This is a genomic window from Pseudomonas sp. UF-293 (assembly GCF_058245595.1).
Map to the genome: position 1 here is coordinate 100,776 of NZ_JBSICA010000017.1, position 23,064 is coordinate 123,839.

15 protein-coding genes and 1 pseudogene are annotated in these 23,064 nt (G+C 61.9%); 5 read left to right on the forward strand and 11 right to left on the reverse strand.

Annotated features, from left to right (window positions below; genetic code table 11):
* Nucleotides 1–39 precede the first annotated feature (39 nt).
* Both AC4IHP_RS18235 and AC4IHP_RS18240 read left to right on the forward strand, forming a co-directional pair.
* Complete coding sequence (locus tag AC4IHP_RS18235; RefSeq protein ID WP_490832368.1) at nucleotides 40–651, forward strand: FMN-dependent NADH-azoreductase; 612 nt, start codon at nucleotides 40–42, stop codon at nucleotides 649–651.
* 167 nt (nucleotides 652–818) lie between these two features.
* Nucleotides 819–1,856: an alpha/beta hydrolase family protein gene (locus AC4IHP_RS18240; RefSeq protein ID WP_460119113.1), complete on the forward strand. Its 1,038-nt coding sequence runs from the start codon at nucleotides 819–821 to the stop codon at nucleotides 1,854–1,856.
* A gap of 52 nt (nucleotides 1,857–1,908) precedes the next feature.
* Here AC4IHP_RS18240 and AC4IHP_RS18245 read toward each other — a convergent pair whose 3' ends face one another.
* Nucleotides 1,909–3,612 carry an amidase gene (locus tag AC4IHP_RS18245; protein WP_490832369.1) on the reverse strand — a complete coding sequence of 568 codons (1,704 nt, stop codon included), beginning with the start codon at nucleotides 3,610–3,612 and terminating at the stop codon, nucleotides 1,909–1,911.
* A gap of 444 nt (nucleotides 3,613–4,056) precedes the next feature.
* Here AC4IHP_RS18245 and AC4IHP_RS18250 point away from each other — a divergent pair, with 444 nt between their 5' ends.
* Nucleotides 4,057–5,172, forward strand: coding sequence for an AI-2E family transporter (locus AC4IHP_RS18250; RefSeq protein ID WP_460119117.1), 1,116 nt, complete (start codon nucleotides 4,057–4,059; stop codon nucleotides 5,170–5,172).
* 159 nt (nucleotides 5,173–5,331) lie between these two features.
* Here AC4IHP_RS18250 and AC4IHP_RS18255 read toward each other — a convergent pair.
* From AC4IHP_RS18255 to AC4IHP_RS18280, 6 genes and pseudogenes are all read right to left on the reverse strand, one after another.
* A pseudogene (locus AC4IHP_RS18255) lies at nucleotides 5,332–5,466 on the reverse strand (transporter); the annotation flags it as partial.
* Between the two features lie 173 nt (nucleotides 5,467–5,639).
* The gene (gene proP, locus AC4IHP_RS18260; RefSeq protein WP_490832370.1) at nucleotides 5,640–7,142 is read right to left on the reverse strand and encodes a glycine betaine/L-proline transporter ProP; all 1,503 of its coding nucleotides are present in this window, start codon (nucleotides 7,140–7,142) and stop codon (nucleotides 5,640–5,642) included.
* A gap of 534 nt (nucleotides 7,143–7,676) precedes the next feature.
* Entirely contained in the window at nucleotides 7,677–8,975 is a 1,299-nt protein-coding gene (locus AC4IHP_RS18265) for a carbohydrate porin (protein WP_490832371.1), read from the reverse strand.
* 97 nt (nucleotides 8,976–9,072) lie between these two features.
* Nucleotides 9,073–11,478 (reverse strand): glucose/quinate/shikimate family membrane-bound PQQ-dependent dehydrogenase, encoded by a 2,406-nt coding sequence (locus tag AC4IHP_RS18270; RefSeq protein ID WP_490832372.1) that lies wholly within the window; start codon nucleotides 11,476–11,478, stop codon nucleotides 9,073–9,075.
* Nucleotides 11,479–11,739: 261 nt separating this feature from the next.
* Entirely contained in the window at nucleotides 11,740–12,750 is a 1,011-nt protein-coding gene (locus AC4IHP_RS18275) for an NADP-dependent oxidoreductase (protein WP_490832373.1), read from the reverse strand.
* A gap of 55 nt (nucleotides 12,751–12,805) precedes the next feature.
* Entirely contained in the window at nucleotides 12,806–13,594 is a 789-nt protein-coding gene (locus AC4IHP_RS18280) for an SDR family NAD(P)-dependent oxidoreductase (protein WP_460119127.1), read from the reverse strand.
* Between the two features lie 139 nt (nucleotides 13,595–13,733).
* Here AC4IHP_RS18280 and AC4IHP_RS18285 point away from each other — a divergent pair, with 139 nt between their 5' ends.
* The gene (locus tag AC4IHP_RS18285) at nucleotides 13,734–14,336 is read left to right on the forward strand and encodes a TetR/AcrR family transcriptional regulator (protein ID WP_490832374.1); all 603 of its coding nucleotides are present in this window, start codon (nucleotides 13,734–13,736) and stop codon (nucleotides 14,334–14,336) included.
* Between the two features lie 11 nt (nucleotides 14,337–14,347).
* Here AC4IHP_RS18285 and AC4IHP_RS18290 read toward each other — a convergent pair whose 3' ends face one another.
* Together AC4IHP_RS18290 and AC4IHP_RS18295 are read right to left on the reverse strand one after the other, a co-directional pair.
* Nucleotides 14,348–14,743, reverse strand: coding sequence for a response regulator transcription factor (locus AC4IHP_RS18290; RefSeq protein WP_460119131.1), 396 nt, complete (start codon nucleotides 14,741–14,743; stop codon nucleotides 14,348–14,350).
* The gene (locus AC4IHP_RS18295; protein WP_460119133.1) at nucleotides 14,740–15,729 is read right to left on the reverse strand and encodes a response regulator; all 990 of its coding nucleotides are present in this window, start codon (nucleotides 15,727–15,729) and stop codon (nucleotides 14,740–14,742) included. Before AC4IHP_RS18295 ends, AC4IHP_RS18290 begins: the two co-directional genes overlap by 4 nt.
* 352 nt (nucleotides 15,730–16,081) lie before the next feature.
* Between AC4IHP_RS18295 and AC4IHP_RS18300 the strand changes: the two genes are divergently transcribed.
* Complete coding sequence (locus tag AC4IHP_RS18300; RefSeq protein ID WP_490832381.1) at nucleotides 16,082–21,235, forward strand: trifunctional serine/threonine-protein kinase/ATP-binding protein/sensor histidine kinase; 5,154 nt, start codon at nucleotides 16,082–16,084, stop codon at nucleotides 21,233–21,235.
* 95 nt (nucleotides 21,236–21,330) lie between these two features.
* Here the strand turns inward: AC4IHP_RS18300 and AC4IHP_RS18305 are convergent, their stop codons facing one another.
* Nucleotides 21,331–21,807, reverse strand: a complete 477-nt coding sequence (locus AC4IHP_RS18305) for a helix-turn-helix domain-containing protein (protein WP_490832375.1) — start codon at nucleotides 21,805–21,807, stop codon at nucleotides 21,331–21,333.
* Between the two features lie 88 nt (nucleotides 21,808–21,895).
* Nucleotides 21,896–23,008 carry an alkene reductase gene (locus AC4IHP_RS18310; RefSeq protein ID WP_490832376.1) on the reverse strand — a complete coding sequence of 371 codons (1,113 nt, stop codon included), beginning with the start codon at nucleotides 23,006–23,008 and terminating at the stop codon, nucleotides 21,896–21,898.
* Nucleotides 23,009–23,064: the final 56 nt, after the last annotated feature.

Here is a 23,064-nt window from a genome sequence, read left to right on the forward strand (position 1 = left end):
CATTCCGTCGCCACCGGCGATTCTTTCAGGAGAACCCACATGAAACTGTTGCACATCGATTCGAGCATTCTGGGCGACAACTCTGCTTCCCGTCAGTTGAGCCGTCAGGTCGCCGACGCCTGGCAAGCCGCCGAGCCGAGCGCCGTGGTCACTTATCGCGATCTGGCTGCCGATGCCATCAGCCATTTCTCGTCGACCACGCTGGTCGCCGCTGGCACCACCGCCGAACTGCGCGACGCTGCGCAACAGCACGAAGCCGAGCTGAGTGCCTCGACTCTGGCCGAATTCATCGCTGCCGACGCTGTAGTGATTGCCGCGCCGATGTACAACTTCACTGTGCCAACCCAATTGAAAGCGTGGATCGACCGTATTGCCGTCGCCGGCCAGACTTTCCGCTACACCGAAGCCGGCCCTGAAGGCCTGTGCGGTGGCAAGAAAGTGGTCATCGTGTCGACCTCCGGCGGCATCCACGCCGGTCAGGCCAGCGGCATCGCGCACGAGGAATATCTGAAGCTGGTGCTGGGCTTCCTCGGCATCACCGACATCGAAATCGTTCGCGCTGAAGGTCTGGCCTATGGCGAAGAAGTGCGCAACAACGCCATGAGCGCTGCTCAAGCGAAGATCAGCGAGCAACTGTTTGCAGCCGCGTAAGGCTTGCGTAAAGAACAGCTGATGTTCAGGTAATCCGCAAAAAACTCTGTATTCTGGTTCCGCAAGGGCCGAATACGGAGTTTTTTGTTTCCAGCTGTTACATAATCTGGCCCGGGTTATGCAGTTCCAACACATCCGATGATGTGGTCCAACAGGGTGGGGCATTCATGAGGCATCTTTGTGCAATGTTGCTGATTTGCCTGCTGGGCAGCCTGAATTCAGTGCAGGCCGCGCCGGGGCGGCACCCTGTCTGGAGCGTCGGTTATCACGAGATGACCTTTCTCGACCCGCTCGATCTGCAACCGATGCGCGCTATCGCCTTTTACCCGTCCAGTGACCGCGAGCACATGAGTTTGCTTGAGGGTTACTCGGTCGAGGCCGGAGAAGACACTAAAGTCGCCATCGGCCGCTTTCCGATGTTGATGCTCTCCCACGGCAACACCGGCACGCCGCTGGCCTTGCATGATCTGGCCACATCGCTGGCGCGCAAGGGTTTCGTAGTGGTGGCGGTGATTCATCCCGGCGACAACTGGCGGGACCACAGCCGTCTCGGCACGTTGAGCAATCTATATGGGCGACCAATTCAGATTTCCCAAGCGATCACCGCGACGCTCGGCGACAGCATGCTGGCGCCGTTCGTCAATGCTGATCAGGTCGGGGTCATTGGCTATTCGGCTGGTGGCGAGACCGCATTGATTCTTTCCGGGGCGCAACCGGATCTTGATCGTCTACGGCGCTATTGCCAGGAACGCCCGGACGATCACGACGCCTGCAACACCCAGGGTGAGCTGATTGTCGATCGCGAAGATTTGCAACCGGTGGCCGATCCAAGGGTTCACGCGTTACTGCTGATGGCGCCGCTGAGCCTGAAATTCGGCCGTCATACCCTCGCTGACGTGCACGTACCGGTGCTGCTCTACAGCGGCGACGGCGACAAACTGGTGGCCTTTGATAAAAACGCTGCCGCCCTCGCGCGCAAGCTGCCCACCGCGCCGGACTTCAAACTGCTGGCCGGGGCAGGGCACTTCGTGTTTCTGGCGCCATGCAATGAAGAGCAGATTCGCGCCATGCCGGCGTTGTGCACCGATGCTGATGGAGTCGATCGCGAGGATATTCACCGCAACCTGATTTCCGAAGCGGGACGGTTTTTTGCCCATGCGCTGGGCAAATCGACGCGAGCAGGGATGCAGACTGCGGATCAGTAAGCCCGTCCTCAACACTTGATCAATGCCGAGAGCGGGCTTGCTGTTGCCTCGATCAGGACAGCGGTGGCGTGCGCGGTGGGATCTGGCGTTTGCTGCCGGTGGATTCGAAGGCGGCGGCGTAGCGCAGCAGGTTTGAATCGTCGTAGGCGCGGCCGGCGAAAGTCAGGCCAACCGGCATGCCGATGTCGGCCATGACGCCCATCGGCACGGTGACCGTTGGTACGCCGAGGTGGCGGATCGCGAGGTTGCCGTTGGCCACCCAGACGCCATTGCTCCAGGCGATGTCCGCCGAGGCTGGATTGACATCGGCGTCCGCCGGGCCAACGTCGGCAACAGTCGGAAATAGAACAGCGTCGAGGCCGAGTTTTTCCATCCAGTCTTCGAGGTCGATGCGCCGGGTCTGCTCCAGACCGCGCAAGCCATCAGGCACGGTAGGGATTTCATTCCACGGCGTGATGCCGCGTTCGGCCATGCGCACGTACTCGTCCATGCCAGCGGCCAGGTCGCCTTCGCGGTTGGGCAGGGTGCCGGGGTCGTGGGGGAAGATTTTCGGCCCGTCAACGTCGACCAGACGATTTAGTTTCGGGTCGCCGTTGGCTTGCAGGAAATCGTCAAACGCCCAGGCCGTCAGGTCCCACAGTTCATGATGCAGAAATTCTTTCGACACCAGCCCACGAGTGAACACGGTTGGCGCGCCAGGGCGGTCGCCTTCGCAGTTGGAGACCAGCGGAAAGTCGGTTTCGATGACTTCGGCGCCAGCGGCTTCCAGGGCCTGACGCGCCTGTTTCCACAAGTCGATCACTGACGCGCGGGTAGTGATGCGCTGGCCAGTCGGACCGCCAATGCCGGGGGCTTCGCTGGTGCCGGCGTCCGGGTCGGCATTGATGTACATGCGCGGGATGGCGAAGCGTTTGCCGGCCAGGGCTTTGGCATCTGCGGCCAGTTCGCTGTACGCAGCCGGGCGCACTTCGCTGACGCGCGGGATCGGCACCCACGGTTGCAGACGCCACAGGTCGCCACGGGTGTCGGAGTCTTCGGCGACAACTACGTCGAGTACCTCGAGCAGGTCAGCCATGGTTCGCGCGAACGGCACGACGACGTCCATGGTTGGGGTCAACGGCCAGTTGCCGCGCACCGAAATGACCCCGCGCGACGGGGTGTAGGCGCACAGGCCGTTGTTTGACGCCGGGCCACGACCGCTGGACCAGGTTTCCTCAGCCAGACCGAACGCGGCGAAACTCGCAGCGGTGGCGGTCCCGGCACCATTGGAAGAGCCGGAGGCGAACGGCGCGGTGAGGTAAGCAGCGTTGTACGGGCTCTCCGCGCGGCCATAAACGCCACGCTGCATACCGCCATTGGCCATCGGCGGCATGTTGGTCTTGCCCAGACAGATCGCGCCGGCCGCGCGCAGGCGCTCGATGGTGAAAGCGTCGCGATGAGCAACCAGATCGGCGAACGCCGGACTGCCGGAGGCGGCGGTCAGGCCCTTGACCAGATAACTGTCTTTGGCGGTATAGGGAATGCCATCGAGCGGGCCAAGGGTTTGACCTTTGGCACGGCGGGCGTCGGAGGCACGGGCTTCGTTCAGCGCTTCAGGATTGCGCACGACGACGGCGTTGAGGGCTGTCGGCGTATCGGCGCCATCGTAGGCATCGATGCGCGCCAGATAGGCCTGCACCAACTCCACAGCAGTGGTCTGGCCGGATTCGAGGGCGGCGCGCAATTGCGCGATGGAGACTTCGGTGACTTCGATCATTGGGTCACCTGTAGAGCGCGGGTGTTCTGGGCAGAAGTATTCATAGCGGTTCTCGTTGCACGGCTTTAAGCGACAAGGTCAAGACTGGCGCCTATTTAACACCAAGCGGCGGGCGGAGTAATCGGTGGGGTGATGGTTTTGTTGGTAGATGGCCTGAGCATTCGTCCTGCCTGACCTTGCGCTTTCGCGAGCAGGCTCGCTCCCGCACTGGATTTGTGGGCGGGTTGAGATTGAGGATTAACGCAAAGCCCTGTGGGAGCGAGCCTGCTCGCGAAGGCGCCGGCAGATGCAAAGGGTCACGGCTTTGAAATACGTCTTTCGCGAGCAGGCTCGCTCCCACATCGTCTGGTTAAAACCGATAATCCCGCGCCTCACAGGAAGACCGGGCCAACATGTTCTAGGCTCAGCAGCATCCCGAATGCTGCACCGCTCAGGAATGTTGCCATGGAAGAAAAACCGCTGATTGCCTTCAACAGTTCCAAAGCCTTGCTCGACGTGCTGATCCGCGCCGGCTTGATCGCGACCCTGGTGCTGTTCTGCTACGACATTTTCCATCCGTTTCTGAATGTGATGCTGTGGGCGCTGATCCTCGCGGTGACGCTGTATCCGCTGAACCAGAAACTCGGTGCCAAACTGGGCAACCGCTACGGTTGGGCGGCGATTGTGCTGGTATTGCTTGGCCTGGTCATCTTGATGGTGCCGCTGAGCCTGCTCGGCGCATCCGTGGCCGATTCGGTGAAGGCGGGCATGCATACGGTGGAAGCGGGGCAGTTCGAGATTCCGCCGCCACCAGCCAATGTCGCCGACTGGCCGCTGATCGGTGCGCCGTTGTATGGCATCTGGATGCACGCCTCGCAGGATCTGAGCTGGGTGTTCAAGGAGCTCGCGCCGCATCTGACCAGTTGGGGCCGGGTGCTTTTGCATCAGGCCGCCGGCGTCGGCGCAGGCATCGTGGTGTTTGTCGTGGCGCTGATTGTCGCCGGACTGATCATGACCCACGGCGAACGCGGCCATCGCACAGCGGTGGCGATCACCACGCGGATTTCCGGGCCGATGCGTGGCCCGCAGATCGCTCAATTGTGCACCTCGACTATTCGCGCGGTGGCGCAGGGTGTGGTCGGTATCGCTTTTATCCAGATGATCCTGATCGGCGTGGCACTGGTGATCATGGGTGTGCCCGCTGCCGGCATTCTGGCCTTGATGGTGTTGCTGCTGGGCATCATGCAACTGCCGGTGCTGCTGGTTACCGTACCGGTGGTGGTGTTCGTCTTCGCCCATGACGGCGTCGGTCCCGGCACGATCATATTCGCCGTGTGGATGGTGATCGCCGGGCTCTCCGACAACGTGCTCAAGCCGATGCTGCTCGGGCGTGGCGTGGCCGTGCCGATGCCGGTGGTGCTGATTGGCGCGCTGGGCGGCATGGTCACCAGCGGCATCATCGGCCTGTTCACCGGGCCGGTGATTCTGGCGGTCGGTTATGAATTGTTCATCGGCTGGGTCTATCAGCCGGCCGACGTCAGCGAAGTGCTGGACGAAACCTCTCACGACAATCAGCCATAAGGTACGGCAAATGCCTAACAGGCTGATGGTGCTGGCTCCGGGCTCGGCCAGGCACTGGAAGACACCACGACAGCAACGGACGAAGCGGTAGAACTGAAAGTGGTCAACCGCTGCATCATGCTGTTTCGTGCAACCATTCCTGGCGAGGCGCCGACCTCACTCATCGTCGTAGTCCAGCGCCAGACCAGAATTGCCGTACATGCCGAAGCCGATCGAGGAACGCTCATCGAGCTGGTGGCTGATGAAGAAGCTGGAGCCGGGCAGTTACTTCAAGGCGTTGCCACCGTCGTGGCCGGCCTGGTAAATCATGATGCCGCCGGCTTCGGCCTGGAGGCTGGCGAAGAGCAATCCGCCAGCGACCGAACTTCTCATCAGCTTGAACATATGAACTCCTTGAAGCATGCGACCGGGTTCAAGGCTAGCTCGAGCTCGGCGCGGCGTCGGACCGATTGCCGACGCTGCACTGATCAATCGATGCGCGGATGCTGGAGCGCCAGTTCCTTGCGCTTGGCTTCCAGCGCGGCGATTTCGGCATCGATGTCTTCGATTTTCTGTTCGATGTTGTCGTGGTGCTCCTGCAGCAGCTCCTTGGCCTCTTCGAGGTCGGAGGCCGCCGGGGCCGCGCCGCGCAGGGGTTTGTTGGCGGTTTCTTTCATGGTTACGCCGGTGACCAGGCCGACCACGGCGATGACCATCAGGTAGTAGGCGGGCATGTACAGGTCGTTGGTGCTTTCCACCAGCCAGGCCACGGCGGTCGGAGTCAGACCGGCGATCAGCACCGAAACGTTGAAGGCACTGGCCAGGGCGCTGTAGCGGATATGGGTGGGAAACATCGCCGGCAGTGTCGAGGCCATCACGCCGATGAAGAAATTGAGCAGCACCGCGAGAATCAGCAAGCCGCAGAAGATCAGGCCGATACTGCCGCTGTTGATCAGCATGAACGCCGGGATGGCAAAGATGAACAGGCCGATACTGCCGACCACGATGAAGGGTTTGCGGCCGATCTTGTCGCTGATGAAACCGATCATTGGCTGCACGAAAAGCATGCCGACCATGATCGCGATGATGATCAGTACGCCGTGGTTTTCACTGTAATGCAGGTTGTGCGTCAGGTAACTCGGCATGTAGGTGAGCAGCATGTAATAGGTGACGTTGGTCGCCGCGACCACGCCGATGCAGGTCATCAGGCTGCGCCAGTGTTTGGTCGCGACTTCCTTGAACGACACTTTCGGGCCACCGGCGAGGCCTTCGCGGTCGCCTTGTTCGAGTTTTTCCACGTGCTGCTGGAACGCCGGGGTCTCCTCGAGGGCGTGACGCAGATACAGGCCGATCATGCCCAGCGGCAGGGCGAGGAAGAACGGAATCCGCCAGCCCCATTCTTCGAAGCGCTGTTCACCGAGAATCGTCGAAATCACCACCACCACGCCGGCGCCGAAGACAAAACCGGCGATCGAGCCGAAGTCCAGCCAGCTCCCGAGGAAACCGCGCTTGCGGTCCGGGGCGTATTCAGCGACGAAGATCGAGGCACCGGTGTATTCGCCACCGACTGAGAAACCCTGAGCCATCTTCGCCAGCAACAGCAGGATCGGCGCCCAGATGCCGATTGAGGCATAGGAGGGAATGAGACCGATGGCGAAGGTGCTCAGGGACATGATGACGATGGTCGCGGCAAGGACTTTCTGCCGCCCGTATTTGTCGCCGAGTGCACCGAAGAACAGCCCGCCAAGCGGACGAATCAGGAACGGCACGGAGAACGTCGCCAGCGCGGCGATCATTTGCACGCCGGGATCGGCGCCGGGGAAGAAGACCTTGCCGAGCACATAGGCGACAAAGCCGTAAACGCCAAAGTCGAACCATTCCATGGCGTTGCCCAGTGCGGCGGCGGTGATCGCCTTGCGCATCTTGGCGTCGTCGACAATGGTGATGTCTTTCAAACCGATCGGTTTGACAGTGTTCTTGCGTGATTTCATTGCGCTGTTCCCGCTCGCTGATCCAGATTACCGCTGCGATGCCATCTCCATGATGGCGCCGGCTCTTCAGGCTCAGATACATGCAGACACGAAATAATTCACCGATGGCAGGAATTAATTTCCCGCCCGACGCAAGCCCGCTGTATGCCCTGTGGTAGCGAGCCTGCTCCCACAGTGGTTTGATGTTGGGCGGGGATTTAATGCACACCGCCGAGCCCTGTGGGAGTGGGCTTGCTCACGAAGGCGGCGTTACATTCAACATCGCAGTCGCCTGACCCGACGCTTTCGCGAGCAAGCCCGCTCCCACAATTGCAGCGGCGAATCCAATTCTCCTGCCTGACCCAAATCCCTTGTGGGAGTGGGCTTGCTCACGAAGGCGGCGGCACATCCAACATCACAGTCGGCTGACCCGGCGCTTTCGCGAGCAGGCTCGCTCCCACAGTGGCGTGGTGTTGGGCGGGGATTTAATGCACGCCGCCGAGCCCTGTGGGAGTGGGCTTGCCCACGAAGGCGGCAGCACATTCACTACAACTCTTAAAGCGCAGCCTTGACCTGCAAGCCCACCACCAGCGCATTGTCGATGTCCTGGCCGGAAAACGCGCCCGGTTCGATGATGTATTGCAGGTTCGGCCGCAGGGTCAGCCATGGGGTGGCCTGGTAGCCGTAGCCCAATTCAATCAACTGCTCGGCGCTGTCCAGATTCGGGTACGCGCCACCGCTGGCCAGCGCGGCATCCTGCTGTACATCGCGGCTGCGCGGGTTCGGCACGGCGCGGCCATAGCCCAGCGCCAGGGTGTCACGCGGGCGGCCTTCGAACGGTTTGTACAAAACCACGCCAGTGCCGTACCACTTGCTGAACGGCGAAGCCGCTTCACTGGCCGCCGAATACTGACCGAACGCATGCAGACTGCGGCCTTCGGAGGTCGGCGAGCGCCACACCGCCTGATCGATCAGCAGATAATGCCCACCACGACCTGAGACTTCATCGTCACTGCCAATGCGCTTTACGTCGGAGCTGTCGTAGTAATAGCCGACCTTGTACTCGCCCGGCAGCTCGCCGGCGTGCTTGTACACCAGCTCGATCGGGACGACAGTGCCGGTGGTGTGCTTCGGCCCCAGATGCCAGGCGCGGCTGGAATTGCCATTGCTCTCGGGGTCGACGTTGAACGCCGCCACACGCAATTGCCAGGACGGCGACAAATCGTATTTGACCCGCACGCCCAGACGCGCGTTGGGGTAGTTGGTCCAGCCGCTGCCGCCGGACATGTTCAGCGGGTGCCCACAGAAGCCGGCGTTCATGAAGTTGCACAGAATGCCGCTGTCGAGGCCACCGAGGTCGTTGCCCATCGCCATGTAGCCGAGCTTCACATTGAGCGCCGGGGTGAACAGGCTGCGCTCGTAACTCAGTTCAGTCAGGCGCGTGTACAGACCGCCGTAGTTTTCCTGAATCGGCAAGCGGTTGCCGGCCAGATCTTCCGAAGCGCTGTTGCCACGACGGTCGTTGATCGTCAGCTGCACCTTGCCGGCATTGTCGACGCCATAAATCTTGCTCAGATCAAACTGCACGCCGAGCTTGATGTTCTGCGAGTAGCGCGCCGAACGGTGCAGGCCGCCGTCGGCGTTGTAAGCAGTTTCGCCGCTGTAATCGCCAGTGAACTTGATGCCGTCTTCATCGAGTTGATGGCGCAAGCCGCCCCAATCACCGGTGAGGGTGCTGCGGGTCAGCAGATCGGAGTCGCTGGCGGCCAGCGCGGGTAGGGCAGTGGTGCAGCTCAGGCCCAGCAACAGGCCAGTGGAAAGCTTGGTACGAGAAAAGCGAACAGCCGATGACATGTGAATCCTTCCTGCTGAAATCTTTAACGCAATAAAACGGCGACGCGGTGCTTTGGGGCACCGCGCGCTTGGAGGAGGTTGGTCGTGCAGCAGCGAGTTACGGCAGGGCGTAGGCCATTACGTAATCGCCACGATCGGTCGACTGGCGTGCGCCGCCAGCGGTGACGACGATGTACTGCTTGCCGGTTTTCGGCGAAACGTACGTCATCGGGCCGCCCTGGCTGCCGACCGGCAGACGGGCTTTCCAGACTTCTTCGCCATTGCCGCTGTTGAAGGCGCGCAGGTAGAAGTCCTGGGTGCCGGCAATGAAGATCAGGCCGCCCTGGGTCGACAGGGTGCCGCCGAGGGTTGGCAGACCGATCTTGATCGGCAGGTGCATGCGGATGCCGAGTGGACCGGTGTCTTCAACGGTGCCGACCGGAACCTGCCACGCGACTTTCTGGGTCTTCATGTCGATCGCGGTCAAAGTGCCGAACGGAGGCGCCTGGCACGGAATGCCGGCCACCGACAGGAAGCGGTTCTTGTTCACCGCGTATGGCGTGCCTTTGAGCGGCACAGCGCCCATGCCGGTGTTCAGCGCTTCGCCACCGCCAGCGGCCTGGCCTTTGTTTTGCGACGGGATCATCTGGATCCACAGACCCAGGCGCATGTCGTTGACGAAGATGAAACCGTGCACCGGGTCAGTGGAGATGCTGCCCCAGTTCATGCCGCCCAGCGAACCCGGGAAGCTCAGCGATTTGTCAGTACCCGGTGCGGTGTACAGGCCGTCGTAGCGCATGCTCTTGAAGTCGATGCGGCAGAGCAACTGGTCGTACGGCGTGGCGCCCCACATGTCCGATTCGGTCAGGTGCTGCGCACCGATCTGCGGCATGCCCACGGATTTCGGCTGGGTCGGCGAGTACGGCTCGTTGGGGATGTTCGCGGCTTTCACCGGTACTTCTTTGACTTCGGTCAGTGGCTTGCCCGTGGCCCGGTCGAGCACATAGATCTGCCCGGCCTTGGTGCCGATGACCAGCGCCGGAACGCTTTGGCCGTCCTTGTCGAAGTCGATCAGGCTCGGCTGCATCGGCAGGTCGAAGTCCCACAGATCGTTGTGCACGGTCTGGAACACCCAGCGTTCTTCACCGGTGCTGGCGTCCAGCGCGAGGATCGAGGCGCCGTACTTGTGGTCCAGTTCGCTGCGCTCAACACCATAGATGTCGGTGGACGAGCTGCCCATCGGCAGGAACACCGTGTTGGTCGCCGCGTCGTAGGACATCGGCGCCCAGCTGTTCGGCGTGCTGCGCACGTAGGTTTTGCCGTCGGCCGGTGCGTTGCGCTCCTGCGGGTTGCCCGGGTCGAACGCCCAGCGCATGGTGCCCGTGATTACGTCAAAACCGCGAATCACACCGCCGGGCATGTCGCTTTGCACGTTGTCGGCAACACGACCGCCAACCACCACGGTGGTGCCGGCCATCAATGGTGCGGACGACAACTGATAGTAGCTGTCCGGAACATCACCCAGACCGGCCTTCAGATCGACCTGGCCGTTGTTGCCGAAACCCTGGCAGAACTCGCCGGTGTCAGCATCGACCGCGATCAGGCGAGCATCGATGGTGTTGGTCAGCAGACGACGCTGGCAGTTGGCAGCCGGCGCCGGTTTGGCTTCGATGATCAATGAGTTGCTCGGCTGAGCGATGGTCGCAGTGGCGTCGAAATAGGCCATGCCACGGCAGCGCTGCCAGACTTTCGATTGCGCGTTGATCGCGTTCTTCCACAGCTCTTTACCGGTGTCGGCGTCGAGGGCGATCAGATTGTTGTGCGGGGTGCAGATGAAGACTTTGTTGCCGACCTGCAGCGGGGTGAGCTGGTCTTCGGCGCCGTTGCCATCGCTCTCGGCGACGTCACCGGTGTGGTAGGTCCACGCGACTTTCAACTTGTCGACGTTGTTGCGGTTGATCTGATCGAGCGCGGCGAAGCGGCTGCCACCTTCGGTGTTGCCGTAGTGCGCCCAGTCTTTCTGCGCCTTGGCCGGCTCGACCGGAGTCAGGCCCGGGCCAGTGCCAGTCGCGGCAACCGTCGGGTGAGCGACGAACATGTTGCCCGCCGCAACGGCCACACCGACCGCCAACACAGCGGCCACGGCATACGCGCCACGACCGGCCACGCGGCCATTGGCTCGCGCCAGCAGCGGGTAGACCAGAGCGACGACCATACCGATCGCGCTGAACATGAACAGCCGCGAGAACACCGGCCAGAACACCAGCCCGGCGTCAGCGACGGCCCAGATCGCGGTGGCCACGAGAAATGCGCCGAACAGCCAGGCGCCTGCAGTTTTCCTCAGGGCGATCAGCACGCCGGAAACGGTCATCGCCAGACCGCCGATCAGGAAGTACCAGGAACCGCCCAGGCTGACCAGCTTCACACCGCCGGCTGCGAGCGCCAGGCCGAGCAGGGCGATGATCACGCCGAGGCCGACCAGAATGAACGTTGAAACGCCTGAGACGCGTTGACTGTGGTTCACATTGAAAGTCCCGTTTGAATGAAGCGCGGGATTATAGCGGTAACTAACCATTCAGTTAACCGCAGTTTTGCCATGAAAACGTGCACTTCTGTGAATCAAGCGTGGTGCAGGTTGGGCAAAATGCAAGGCGAGACGGTTTTCTCAAGGCTCGAGCAGCAGCGGTCGCCATTCGATCAGGGGTGGTTTTTGCGGCTGAGGTTCTTCCAACGGCGGTGGATCGAATTCAGGGTCCGGGGGCAGTTGTTGATCGTCCTCTGGCATTTATTGCGAAGCCTGATCAACAGTGATCGCCACCTTGCCCTTGGCCCGGCCCTGTTCGACATAGTTCAAGGCGTCAGCTATCTGATCGAACGGGAAGGTGCGATCGATCACGGGTTTGATCACCCCAGCCTCAATCAACGCAGTGATTTTCTGCAACTGAACGCCATCGGCACGCATAAACAGAAACGAATAACCCACCCCGTGTTTGCGTGCTTTACGGCGAATGCCGCTGCTGAGCAGGCGCATGACCAGCCCAAGTGGCCAAGACAAGCCCTGCTCCTGAGCGAACTGCGCAGTCGGCGGCCCGGACAGGGAAATCAGTTGCCCACCCGGTTTCAGCACCTTCAGCGATTTCTCCAGTACGTCGCCGCTGAGGCTGTTGAGCACCACGTCGTAGTCGCGCAGCTCAATGGCAAAATCCTGCTGCTTGTAATCGATCACCACATCAGCGCCCAGCGCCTTGACCCACTCGACATTCGCCCTACTGGTAGTGGTCGCAACAAAAGCGCCAAGGTGTTTGGCCAGTTGAATGGCGAGCGTGCCGACGCCACCGGAGCCGGCGTGTATCAGCACTTTCTGGCCTTTTTGCAGCCCGGCGACTTCGACCAGTGCCTGCCACGCGGTCAACGCCACCAGCGGCATGCAAGCCGCCTCGGTCATAGCGAGATTGGCGGGTTTTAACGCGACCGCTTGTTCGTCGACGGCGATGCGTTCGGCAAACGTGCCGATCCTGTTTTCAGGCGCCCGCGCATAAACCCCATCGCCCGGCTTGAAACGCTTGACCGCCGCACCGGTGCTTATCACCACGCCGGCGACATCGTTGCCCAATATCAAAGGCATTTGATAAGGCAGGATCATCTTGAATTCGCCGCTGCGAATCTTCAGATCCAGCGGGTTGACGCTGCTGGCGTGGACCTGGATCAACACGTCGTGTGCGCCGACCTGCGGTTCCGGGACGTCGCCGATCCGGCCGTTCTGCTTGCCGTAGCGCTCGATGAAAAATGCCTTCATTGCGGATGCTCTTGTCGGTAGAAACCCGCCGGCACAGCGGCGGGTGTGGATGAGGTCAGGCCTGAGTCAGATAACGTTGCGCAACAGCCGACTGGCGAATCTGCCCCAACAGACCCTGCCGCGCGGTTTGCAGGGCATCCCAGCGCTCGCCTTCGTGCAGCGGCGGGATGGTCACGACTTCGCGACGGTCGAAACCGACCAGAGCGGCATCGACCATGTCGCCGACTTCCATGATGTCGCTGAGGGTGTTGATGTCGATGCCGGCGCGGTCCCAGATTTCCGTGCGGGTCGCGGCGGGCAGTACTGCTTGCACGTACACGCCCTGTGGCGACAGTTCCAGGCTCAAGCCCTGGGAGAGGAACAGTACGAACGCCTTGGTCGCGCCATACACCGACATGCCGAACTCCGGCGCCAGGCCCACCACCGAACCGATATTGATGATCGCGCCGTCGCCGGCCTTGGCCAGACGCGGGGCGATAGCACTGGCCAGACGCACCAGCGCCGTGGTGTTGAGCGCGACCAGTTGCGCCACGCTGTCGGTGCTCTGCTCGATGAAGGTCCCGGACTGCGCGGCGCCGGCATTGTTGACGAGGATGCCGATGCGCGCGTCGTCACGCAGACGCGCCTCGACGCTTTGCAGATCGCTGAGACGGGTCAGGTCAGCTTGCAGCACCTCAACATTGACGTTGTGTTCAGCGCGCAAACCGGCGGCAAGGGTGTCCAGACGCGCCTGGTCACGGGCGACCAGCACCAGATCGTGCCCGCGTTGGGCGAAACGTGCGGCGTAGACCGCGCCGATGCCGGAGGAGGCACCAGTGATCAGAACAGTAGGGCGAGTAGTCATGGTGTGGGCTCTTTTTCAGTAAATGACTGATTGCGGGCTTTTAGGATGATGACCGAAATCTAAACTGTCAACAGTTTTGATTATGGCCAACATCTATGTATCATCGGCCCATGATTTTTCAGCGCTGGAGGTATTCAACATGCGCGTATCCAAGGCTCAGGCTCAGGCCAATCGCGAGCACATTGTCGAAACCGCTTCGTTGATGTTCCGCGAGCGCGGCTATGACGGGGTCGGCGTGGCCGACCTGATGGCGGCCGCCGGTTTTACTCACGGTGGTTTCTACAAACACTTCGGTTCCAAGGCCGACCTGATGGCCGAAGCCTCGGCCAATAGCCTGGCGCAATCGACGGCCGCCGCCGAAAGCATGAGCGTGCAGGATTTCATCGATGTGTACGTGTCGCGCGACCATCGCGACGGCCGTTCCACCGGTTGCACCATGGCGGCGCTGTGCGGCGATGCGGCGAGGCAGTCGGGGGATGTGAAAGCGGCGTTCGCTGAAGGCATGGAGCGCACGTTGCAGACGCTCGGCGAGAAATACCCGACGGCAGCGGATGCACCGCAAGGTGAGGGCAGAACCCGGATGATCGACCTGCTGGCCCGTGCGGTCGGGGCGATCATGCTGTCGCGAGCCTGCCCGGACGACTCGGCGCTGGCCGATGAGATTCTGGCGGTGTGTCACGCTGAAATGACCGCATCGTTGCCGGCCATCGAAGAGGCTGAAAAAACCACGCAAGACAGCTGAATCGATCAGCGTCAGCGCTGAAGGGCCCTGTCAAGTGCCGCCAGCAGATCCTCTTCCTCGAAGGGCTTGCACAGGCACTCGAACGCCTGGTAATGCCCGGTTTCGGCCAGCGCTGCCTCGTCCCAATGGGCGGACATGCAGATCACCGGAATCTGTCGCGGCAGCTCGCGCATGACATCGATGCCGGACAGGCCGGGCATGCGCAGGTCCAGCAGCAGGCAGGCGATCTCGGCAAAGTCGCCTTCGGCGAGAAACGCTTCGCCACTGGCAAACACCTGCGCCCGGTAGCCGACCGAACGCAGCAGGTTCGACAGGCTTTTACGCACGGACGCGTCGTCATCGACGATGCAGACGATCGTCGCTCGGTTGCTTTCGGCCGCCGTCGGGCGACCCGCCTGGCCGCTCACGACAGGCTCGATGGGCCAGGCGAAGGCGCAGCGCTGATCAGTCCGTAGAGTTCGACAAGGTTGACCAGCGAGCGGGTCTGCATCTTCGCCATGATGTGTTTGCGATGAACCTTTGCGGTCACTTCACTGGTGCCCAATTGATTGGCGATCTGCTTGTTCGACAGACCGCCGACGATCAGTGGCAGCACCTCGCGCTCTCGCGGCGTCAGTTGCGCTGCCAATTGCCGCACGTGCCTGACCCGTTGCCATTGATTGAACGCGGTCGCCGCGTGTTGACGGGTGCTGCGCAGAATGCCGAGCAGTTCATCGTCATTGAATGGCTTGGTCAGGAACTCCACCGCGCCGGCTTTCATCGCCTGCACCGACATCGGAATCGTGCCGTGGCCGGTCATGAAAATCACCGGCCACGGCTGGCCGCGCTCGTTCAGCGCCGCCTGCAATTGCAGTCCTGTGGTTTCGGGCAGGCTGACGTCGAGCAGCAGGCACGCCGGGCCGCTGCCGATGTCGGCGCCGAGCAGTTCTTCGGCCGACTGGAAGATCCGGTGTTCGATGCCTTCGGCGCGCAACAAGCGGCTCAGCGCGGTGCGCACGCAGGCCTCATCGTCAACAATGAATACCGGCACCGATTGCGCATCGACCGACGGTGGCTGCGCCGCAATCGGCGCCGAGGCCAGGGCGTTGAACATCGGCAATTTGGGTTCGCGGTCTTTCAATAATCGGTAACCTCGACGGGGAACCGTCTGGATGATTTCTTTTTCCCCGAGCAGTTTGCGCAGCGAGGAAATCTGCACTTGCAGATTGTTCTCTTCGACGACGATGTCCGGCCACACCTGATTGATCAGCTCATCTTTGCTGACGATGCGTCCATCGGCCTGCATCAGTACCGAGAGTATTTCGAACGCCCGTCCACCCACGCGCAAGGGACGGCCATCGAGAAAGGCTTCGCGCCGTTCCAGGGAAATCGTGGCTTGGCCAAGTCGGATCATGCAGGCCTCTGCGTCGCGGTGAGAAGGACAGGGCGTGGGCGCCGGGTTATCAGGCTCGTACGCTAGGGGACGGCTTGCCATAAAGCAATTATCCCGAGGGATAAGACGCCGCGCTTTGATAGCGCGAAAATTGCGGCGCGAGGCTCTGGACGGCCATCATGAGGCCGCAGACGGACATCAGCGCAGTGGCTGGTCCTTTGGCAAAAAAACGCTGCGTATACTGCGCCACCAGCCTGAATCCCATTGCCAGCGGTGAATGTGTATGCCCGGCCAGCCATCCTCATCTGCAATGTCCCGCACGGCCGATGCGTCGATGCTCGATGAAACATGGCTGGAAAGTTGCCGTTTCAACCTGCTGCGCCGCGACCATGAGCTGACCTGGTTCAGCCTTGAAGATAGCCGCTCGGGCCAGACCTGGTTCGCCGTGCGCGCACCGATTCAGCGCCCGGCGCTGTGCCAGCGGCTGGAGCGTGATTTTCATTTACGACTGCCTTCGCAGTGGGTGATCAACCCGCTCGCGCTACTTCGTTCGGCGGACGGGCCGGTGCTGATCTATCCGCAATGGGGCGCGCCGCTCGCTGGCCTGATCGACGCCACCGGCTTACCGCTCGGGCGCGTGCTGAATATCGCCGTAGCCGCTGCCAATGCGCTGGCCCACTCTCGCCATCCCGAAACACCGCAAAACCCCGTGGGAGCGAGCCTGCTCGCGAAAGCGCCACTCCAGCCGACATCACCATTGACTGACACACCGCTTTCGCGAGCATGCTCGCTCCCACACGGATCGCTGTTGCCGTGGCATCTGCTGGTCGGCGCCGACGACAGCGTCAGGCTTATGGGCTTTCACACCCAGGAGCAGGAAACCCCGGCGACTGAACTGCCGAGCCTGGAACACTGGCCTTATCTGGCGCCGGAACAGCTACAGCGCGACGGCGTCGATTCCGATGAGCGCAGCGACGTATATACGCTGTCGGCAATCATCTACGAGGCGCTGACCGGGCGCCCACCGCTGATCGCTCGCGACGCCTGGCAATGGTTGCATGTGCACGCCGCCGTCCAGCCATTGTCGCCGGCGCAATACATTCCCGACCTGCCGCAAGGCATTTGTCATGTGCTGCTCAAGGGCCTGGCCAAGGAGCCGGACGCGCGCTATCAAAGCATCGAATCGCTGGCCGCTGATCTGACCTGGTGCCTGCGTCAATGGCAGAAAAAAGGCCAGATCGAAGCGTTCCGCCTCGGTGCTTTCGATGCTCGCGCAACGGCCACGCGCGGCGATGTGCTGTTTGGTCGTGATGACGAACGTCAGCAACTGCTTGAACAGATCCGGCGCGTGCGCAGCGACGGCATCGCTCGCGTGCTGCTGGTTGCCGGCGCACCGGGAGCGGGGAAGTCGACGCTGATCCAGCAAGTCCTGCGTAGCCAGGCACCCGGTTATTGGGCCAGCGGCAAGATCGAACTGCTGCAAAACGACCGGCCGTTTGCGCCACTGGCGCAGATTTTTCATTCTCTGATCAGCCAAGTGTTGACCAAGCCCACGCTGGCCTTGCAGGCCTTGGCCGAGCAACTGCGCGAAACCCTCAAGGGCCGTGGCCGCTTGCTGCTGGACCTGGCGCCGGAAGCCGAACTGCTGATCGGCGCCACCGCCGAATTGCCGAACATGCCGGCGCGCCACGCCCTCGACCGGGTCAATCGGACGTTGCTCGATGCGCTCGAAGTCTTTGCGCAACCGGGGCATCCGCTGCTGCTGTTTATCGACGACTTGCAGTGGGCTGACGACTCGACTCAGGCGTTTCTCAAAGCCTTTATCGCCCGGCCGACGCGGCATTTGCTGCTAGTTCTGGCGTATCGCGAGGGCGAGTTGACGCAGCATCCGGGCGGCTGGCTCGATGACATGCGCAGAGCACCCGCGCTGCCAGTCAGTGACCTTGGATTAGGGCCGCTATCGGTACAGGCCGTCGCGCAACTGATGGCGGTCGAACTCGATGCTGACGTCGACAACCTCGAGGCGCTGGCCCGCGTCGTGCACTTTAAGACCGCCGGCAATCCGTTGTTCGTCAGCCAGGTGGCCCGCGCGCTGGTGGATGAGCGTCTGCTGCATTTCGAGGCGACGACGCGGCGCTGGGTGTGGGATCAGGCCGAGGTAAACGGCCATCGCTACGCCGACAACGTTGCCGAATTGATGGTGCAACGCTTGCAGCGCCTGCCGGCCAGTGCGCGCGAAGTGTTGCGTACAGCGGGTTACATCGGTGGTCGCTGTGAGAAAGTGCTGTTGCAGCGATTGCTGGCAGACGATCCGGCGCAATTGCTGCGTGACGTGGATTATCTGGTCAGCGCCGGATTTCTCCTGCGCGAGCCGGGCCAACTGGTGTTTCCCCACGATCGAGTGCTGGAAGCCGCCGCTGCACTCACGGCGCCCGCCGGGCGTGCCGCCGAACATGCGCGCATCGCTGCCGCCATGCTCGAACTATGCGGCGGGCAACCGCATGCGAAGGTGTTCGATATTGCCAGTCAGATTCAGCGCAGCGACGGCCATGCGCTTTCAGAACCTCGACGCGCCGAATTCATCCAATTATTGGTCGAAGCCGCCGAGCGCGCCCGCGATAGCGCCGCTGTCGAGCAGGCCATGGATTATCTGCGCAGCGCCGAGGTGTTACTCGGCGACAACGGCTGGGCGCAGCAGTACCCGCAGGCCTTCGCTGCGCGTTGGCTGGCAGCCGAATGCGCAATGTTGCTGGCGGATCTGCCCGGCGCGCAACAGCGCCTCGACGACTGCCTGGAATACGCCAATACCGCGCTGGACCGCGCAAAAACCTATCGCCTGCGCGCCAGCCTGCACACCTTGCACTCCGATTATCACGGTGCGATCAGCGAAGCGCTGGACGGCCTTGCCTTGCTCGAAATCGAGCTGCAGCGACAACCATCGCCCGCGCAACTGGGCGAAGCCTTCGAGCGGGTTCGGCAACTGGTCGGCGCGCGACGGATCGCTGAACTGACGGCATTGCCCAAGGCCAACGATCCGCGAATCGAAGTGGCTATGGAGTTGCTGAGCACGCTGATCGCCTCGTTTTTCGTGCAGGACGATATCGCTTTCCTGCACTTGGCGAAGATGGTCGAACTGACCCTCTTGCACGGCACCACACCCAGCAGCGGCTACGGTTTTGCCTGGTATGGCGTGATGATCGCCGACCGTTATGGCGAATATCTGGACGGTGTCGCTTTCGCCGAACTGGCGCTCGATCTGACCGACCTGCACGGCTACGAAGCCGGACGCACCGGCACGCTGGTGGCGCTGGATCAGGTCAGCCCGTGGACCAAATCGATGGCCTACGCCCGGCAGAAAGCTTTCGCAGCGTTCGAGTGCGGTCAGGCTGGCGGTGATCTCGGCATGTCGTGTTACGCCTGCAATCACATCGGTTCCGATCTGCTATTCATGGGCGAGCCGCTGCAAAAGGTGTTGAACGAGCTCGACGTCGGCCTGAGTTGGGTGCGACAGTTTCACTACATCGACATCGAGCGCATTTTGTTGGCGCAACAGGCGTTTGCCAGTGATTTGCGCAGTGGGTGCGAGCCACGTTCGATCGCAGAGCTGGATGCGGTGGAACATGACCGGTTCGGCCCGCTGGATCGCGATCGCGTTTCACAGCCGACACTGTTCTGGATGTGGTTGTACTCAGGCATGTCGGCGTTCTACTTCGGCGATGTGCGTTATGCCCTACGCCGTTTCGAAGAGGCCGAGGCGTTGACGTGGTCGCTGCCGGCGCACATCGATCTGGCCCATTACTACCTGTTCTACAGCCTGGCGCTGGCCAGTCCAGAGGCGCCGGGCTCTGTTGTCGAAAAACTGCAGAAACTGGAACAGCAACGTCAGCGTTTCCTGCCATGGGTCGAACTCAATCCGTCGACTTTCAGCAACCAGCTGCTGTTGATTGAAGGCGCGATGGCCCGCGTGCGCGGCGAAGGGCTGGTCGCCATTCGCTGCTTCGACCAGGCGCAAATCGCGGCGGCCGCTGCCGGGTTTATTCATCAACAGGCGCTGGCCCATGAACAACTGGCTGAGGTCTGCCTGGCCAACGGCCTGGTCTCCGGCACGCATCATCACCTGCGTGTTGCGCGCGACTGCTATGTGCTGTGGGGCGCTGAAGCCAAGGCGCGCCAGCTCGAAGCGCAGCATCCGTTTCTCGCCCACGAGCATTCCCTGGAAGCGGGAACGCCGGTGACGCGGGTGCGCCTTGATCTGGAAGTCGGCATCGAAGCGGCGCGCGCGGTCTCGCAAGAGGTATTGCTCGATCGGTTGGTGGAAACCTTGATGAATCACTTGATGATTCAGGCCGGGGCCGATCGGGGTGCGCTGCTGTTGGTCACCGACGGTGAGTTGCAACTGGCTGCCGCCGCCCACGTCGAGGCGGGCAACGTGCGGGTCAGTCAGGACAACGAGCGTGCGCTTGAGCAGCTCGCGCCGCTTTCGGTGCTCAATTCGACCATGCGCACGCGCGCGCCGCTGGTGCTCGACGATGCCCGCGTCGACTGCCCGCAAGCCTACAGCGCCGACCTGTGCGAGCGGCAGACGCGCTCGCTGATGTGTCTGCCGTTACTCAAGCAAGGCGCGCTGATCGGTCTGGTGTATCTGGAAAACAGCCTGGTACCGAAGCTGTTCAGCGCCGAACGCCTGACCATGCTGGAAATTCTCGCCTCGCAGGCAGCGGTGTCGCTGCAGACCGCGCGGCTGTATGCGCAACTGGTCGAAGACAACCGTTTGCGCGCACAGATGGAAGCCGACTTGCGCAGTTCGCGCGCGGAACTGGCGCGCAACTCGCACCTGAAAATGATGGGCGAACTGTCGGCCTCGATCGCCCATGAAATCAGCCAGCCGCTGCTGGGCATTTCATCGAACGCCTCGGCCAGTTTGCGCTGGCTCAAGCGCGACACGCCGGACCTCGACGAAGCGATTCAGGGGCTAGAGGACATCCGCTCCGACAGCGCCCGGGCCACCGAGATTGTCCAGGCCTTGCGCGCTTTGGCCAAGCAGGCGCCGCTGCAGCGGCTACCGGTATCGATTGACGCTTTGATCGGTGAGGTCATGCAACTGACAGCGAGCGATTTGCACAATCGCCGGGTGAGCCTGCACACGGAACTCAACGCAGCTGACCCGGTGCCGGGGGATCGGGTGCAGATTCAGCAGGTGATTTACAACCTGATCGTCAACGCACTCGAGGCGATGGCTGGGCAGGGCGCGATTGACGGGCGCTTGGTGATCGAGTCGACGATCAGCGATGGGCAGGTCTGCGTGGCTTTTCAGGACAACGGGCCGGGGATCGCCGAGCATCAGCGTGAAGAAATTTTCGATGCGTTCTTCACTACCAAGGGCAGCGGCATGGGCATGGGCCTGGCGATTTGCCGAACGGTGATAGGCGCCCATGGCGGGACGTTGCGGGTGGAGGACAGCGAGGAGGGCGCGCGGATCTGTTTCAGACTGCCGCTTGCGCCGGACGCCAGGATCAAAAACTTCTGACTTATAGCTGAGAGATGTCTGGCAGACCGGGTAAAAAAAAGCCGCGCAAATCGCGGCCAAAAGGGAGGAGTGAACAGAATCCTTGGAAATCCGACTCAGGGTCGCAGTTCCGTCAGGCGCTTGCCTATCGTCGAATTCAGCAACCCATCGCTGAGCTGCCAGACATCCGCATCAACCACCGCTACCCGCGCCCGACACATCGCCTGCCGCCAGATCTTCGGCGGCATTCCCACCAAGCGCCCGAACGTGCGCGTGAAGTGCGAGTGATCGGAGAACCCGCATTCATAAACAATCTCGGTAATCGCCATCGAGGTCAGCAATAGCCCCTTGGCCTTGTCGATCTTCATCTTCAGCATCCATTCCTGCGGCGAACAGCCGGTGACGATCTTGAACGCCCGGGAAAAGTGGCTGCGTGAAAGATTGCAATGTTCGGCAATCTCGCTGACGCGCAGACTGCGGCTCAGATCGTGCAGCATGTAAGCCTTGGCGCGGCGTTCCTGCCAGCCGGACAGCGCGCCCAATGGGCGCGCGATCTGGCTGGAGTGGTCTGACTTCACCGATTGCGGGTTCATGGCGGCTCTCCTGATCGATGGGCAAAGTCTGGCCGCAGGCTTTATTTAAAGTCCTTAAACAAACCTTAAAAGTTATGAATCGCACGTCTCAGGCATGGAACGGATAATCGACGTAACCGCGCTGGTCGCCGCCGAAGAAACTGCTCGGATCCGGCGTGTTCAGTTCAAGCCCATCGTGCAGCCGACGCGGCAGATCCGGGTTGGCCAGGAATGGCCGGCCAAAGGCGATGATGTCGGCGCGATCGGCGTTCAGCGCCTGTTCGGCAGATTCAGCGTCATAACCGCCGGCGAGGATCAGCACGCCGTTCCAGGTCTGGCGCAACTGGGCAATGATCGCGCCCCAGCGCGGGTCGAAGTTTTCGTCCTTGACCGTGCCGACCATGGCCGGCTCGACCAGGTGCAGGTAGGCCAGATTCCACTGGTTGAGCGCCTCGACCAGATAACCGAAGGTCGCTTCAGGCGTGTCATCGCCCATGCCCATAAAGCGGCCCATCGGCGTCAGCCGCACGCCGACGCGCTCGGCACCGACTTCATCAGCCACGGCGGCGACCACTTCGAGCAGAAAGCGCGCACGATTCTCGACGCTGCCGCCATAGGCGTCATCACGCTGGTTGCTGTTGCTGTTGAGAAACTGATCGAGCAGATAACCGTTGCCAGCATGGATTTCCACGCCGTCCATACCTGCGTTCAACGCGTTGCGCGCGGCGCGGCGATAGTCTTCGACGATGTCGGCGATTTCGGCTGTTTTGAGGGCGCGCGGCACCGGCACATCACCCCAAACGCCATTGCCTTGTTCATCGACGATAAAGGTCTTGCCCGGCACTGGCAGGGCGCTCGGCGCCACCGGCAAACCGGCGTCAGGCTGGAAGCTGGGATGCGAGACCCGGCCGACGTGCCACAACTGCATGAAGATCAGGCCGTCAGCCGCGTGCACCGCCGTGCTGACTTCGCGCCAGGCCTGGACTTGCGCATCGGTGTAGATCCCCGGCGTCCACGCATAGCCCTGGCCTTGCTGAGAAATCTGCGTGGCCTCGGTGATGATCAGCGCAGCACTGGCGCGTTGGCGGTAGTACTCGGCGTTCATTGCGGTCGGCACGTCGCCCGGTTGGCCAGCGCGCGAGCGGGTCAAGGGCGCCATCGCCACGCGATGGGCAAGGGTGTAAGGGCCGAGTGCGATGGGTTGAAACAGGCGACGGGTCATGGGTAGCTCCGGATTTCGATGAGTAGGGTTCAAGCGCGGCAGCCAGGTGCCACGCG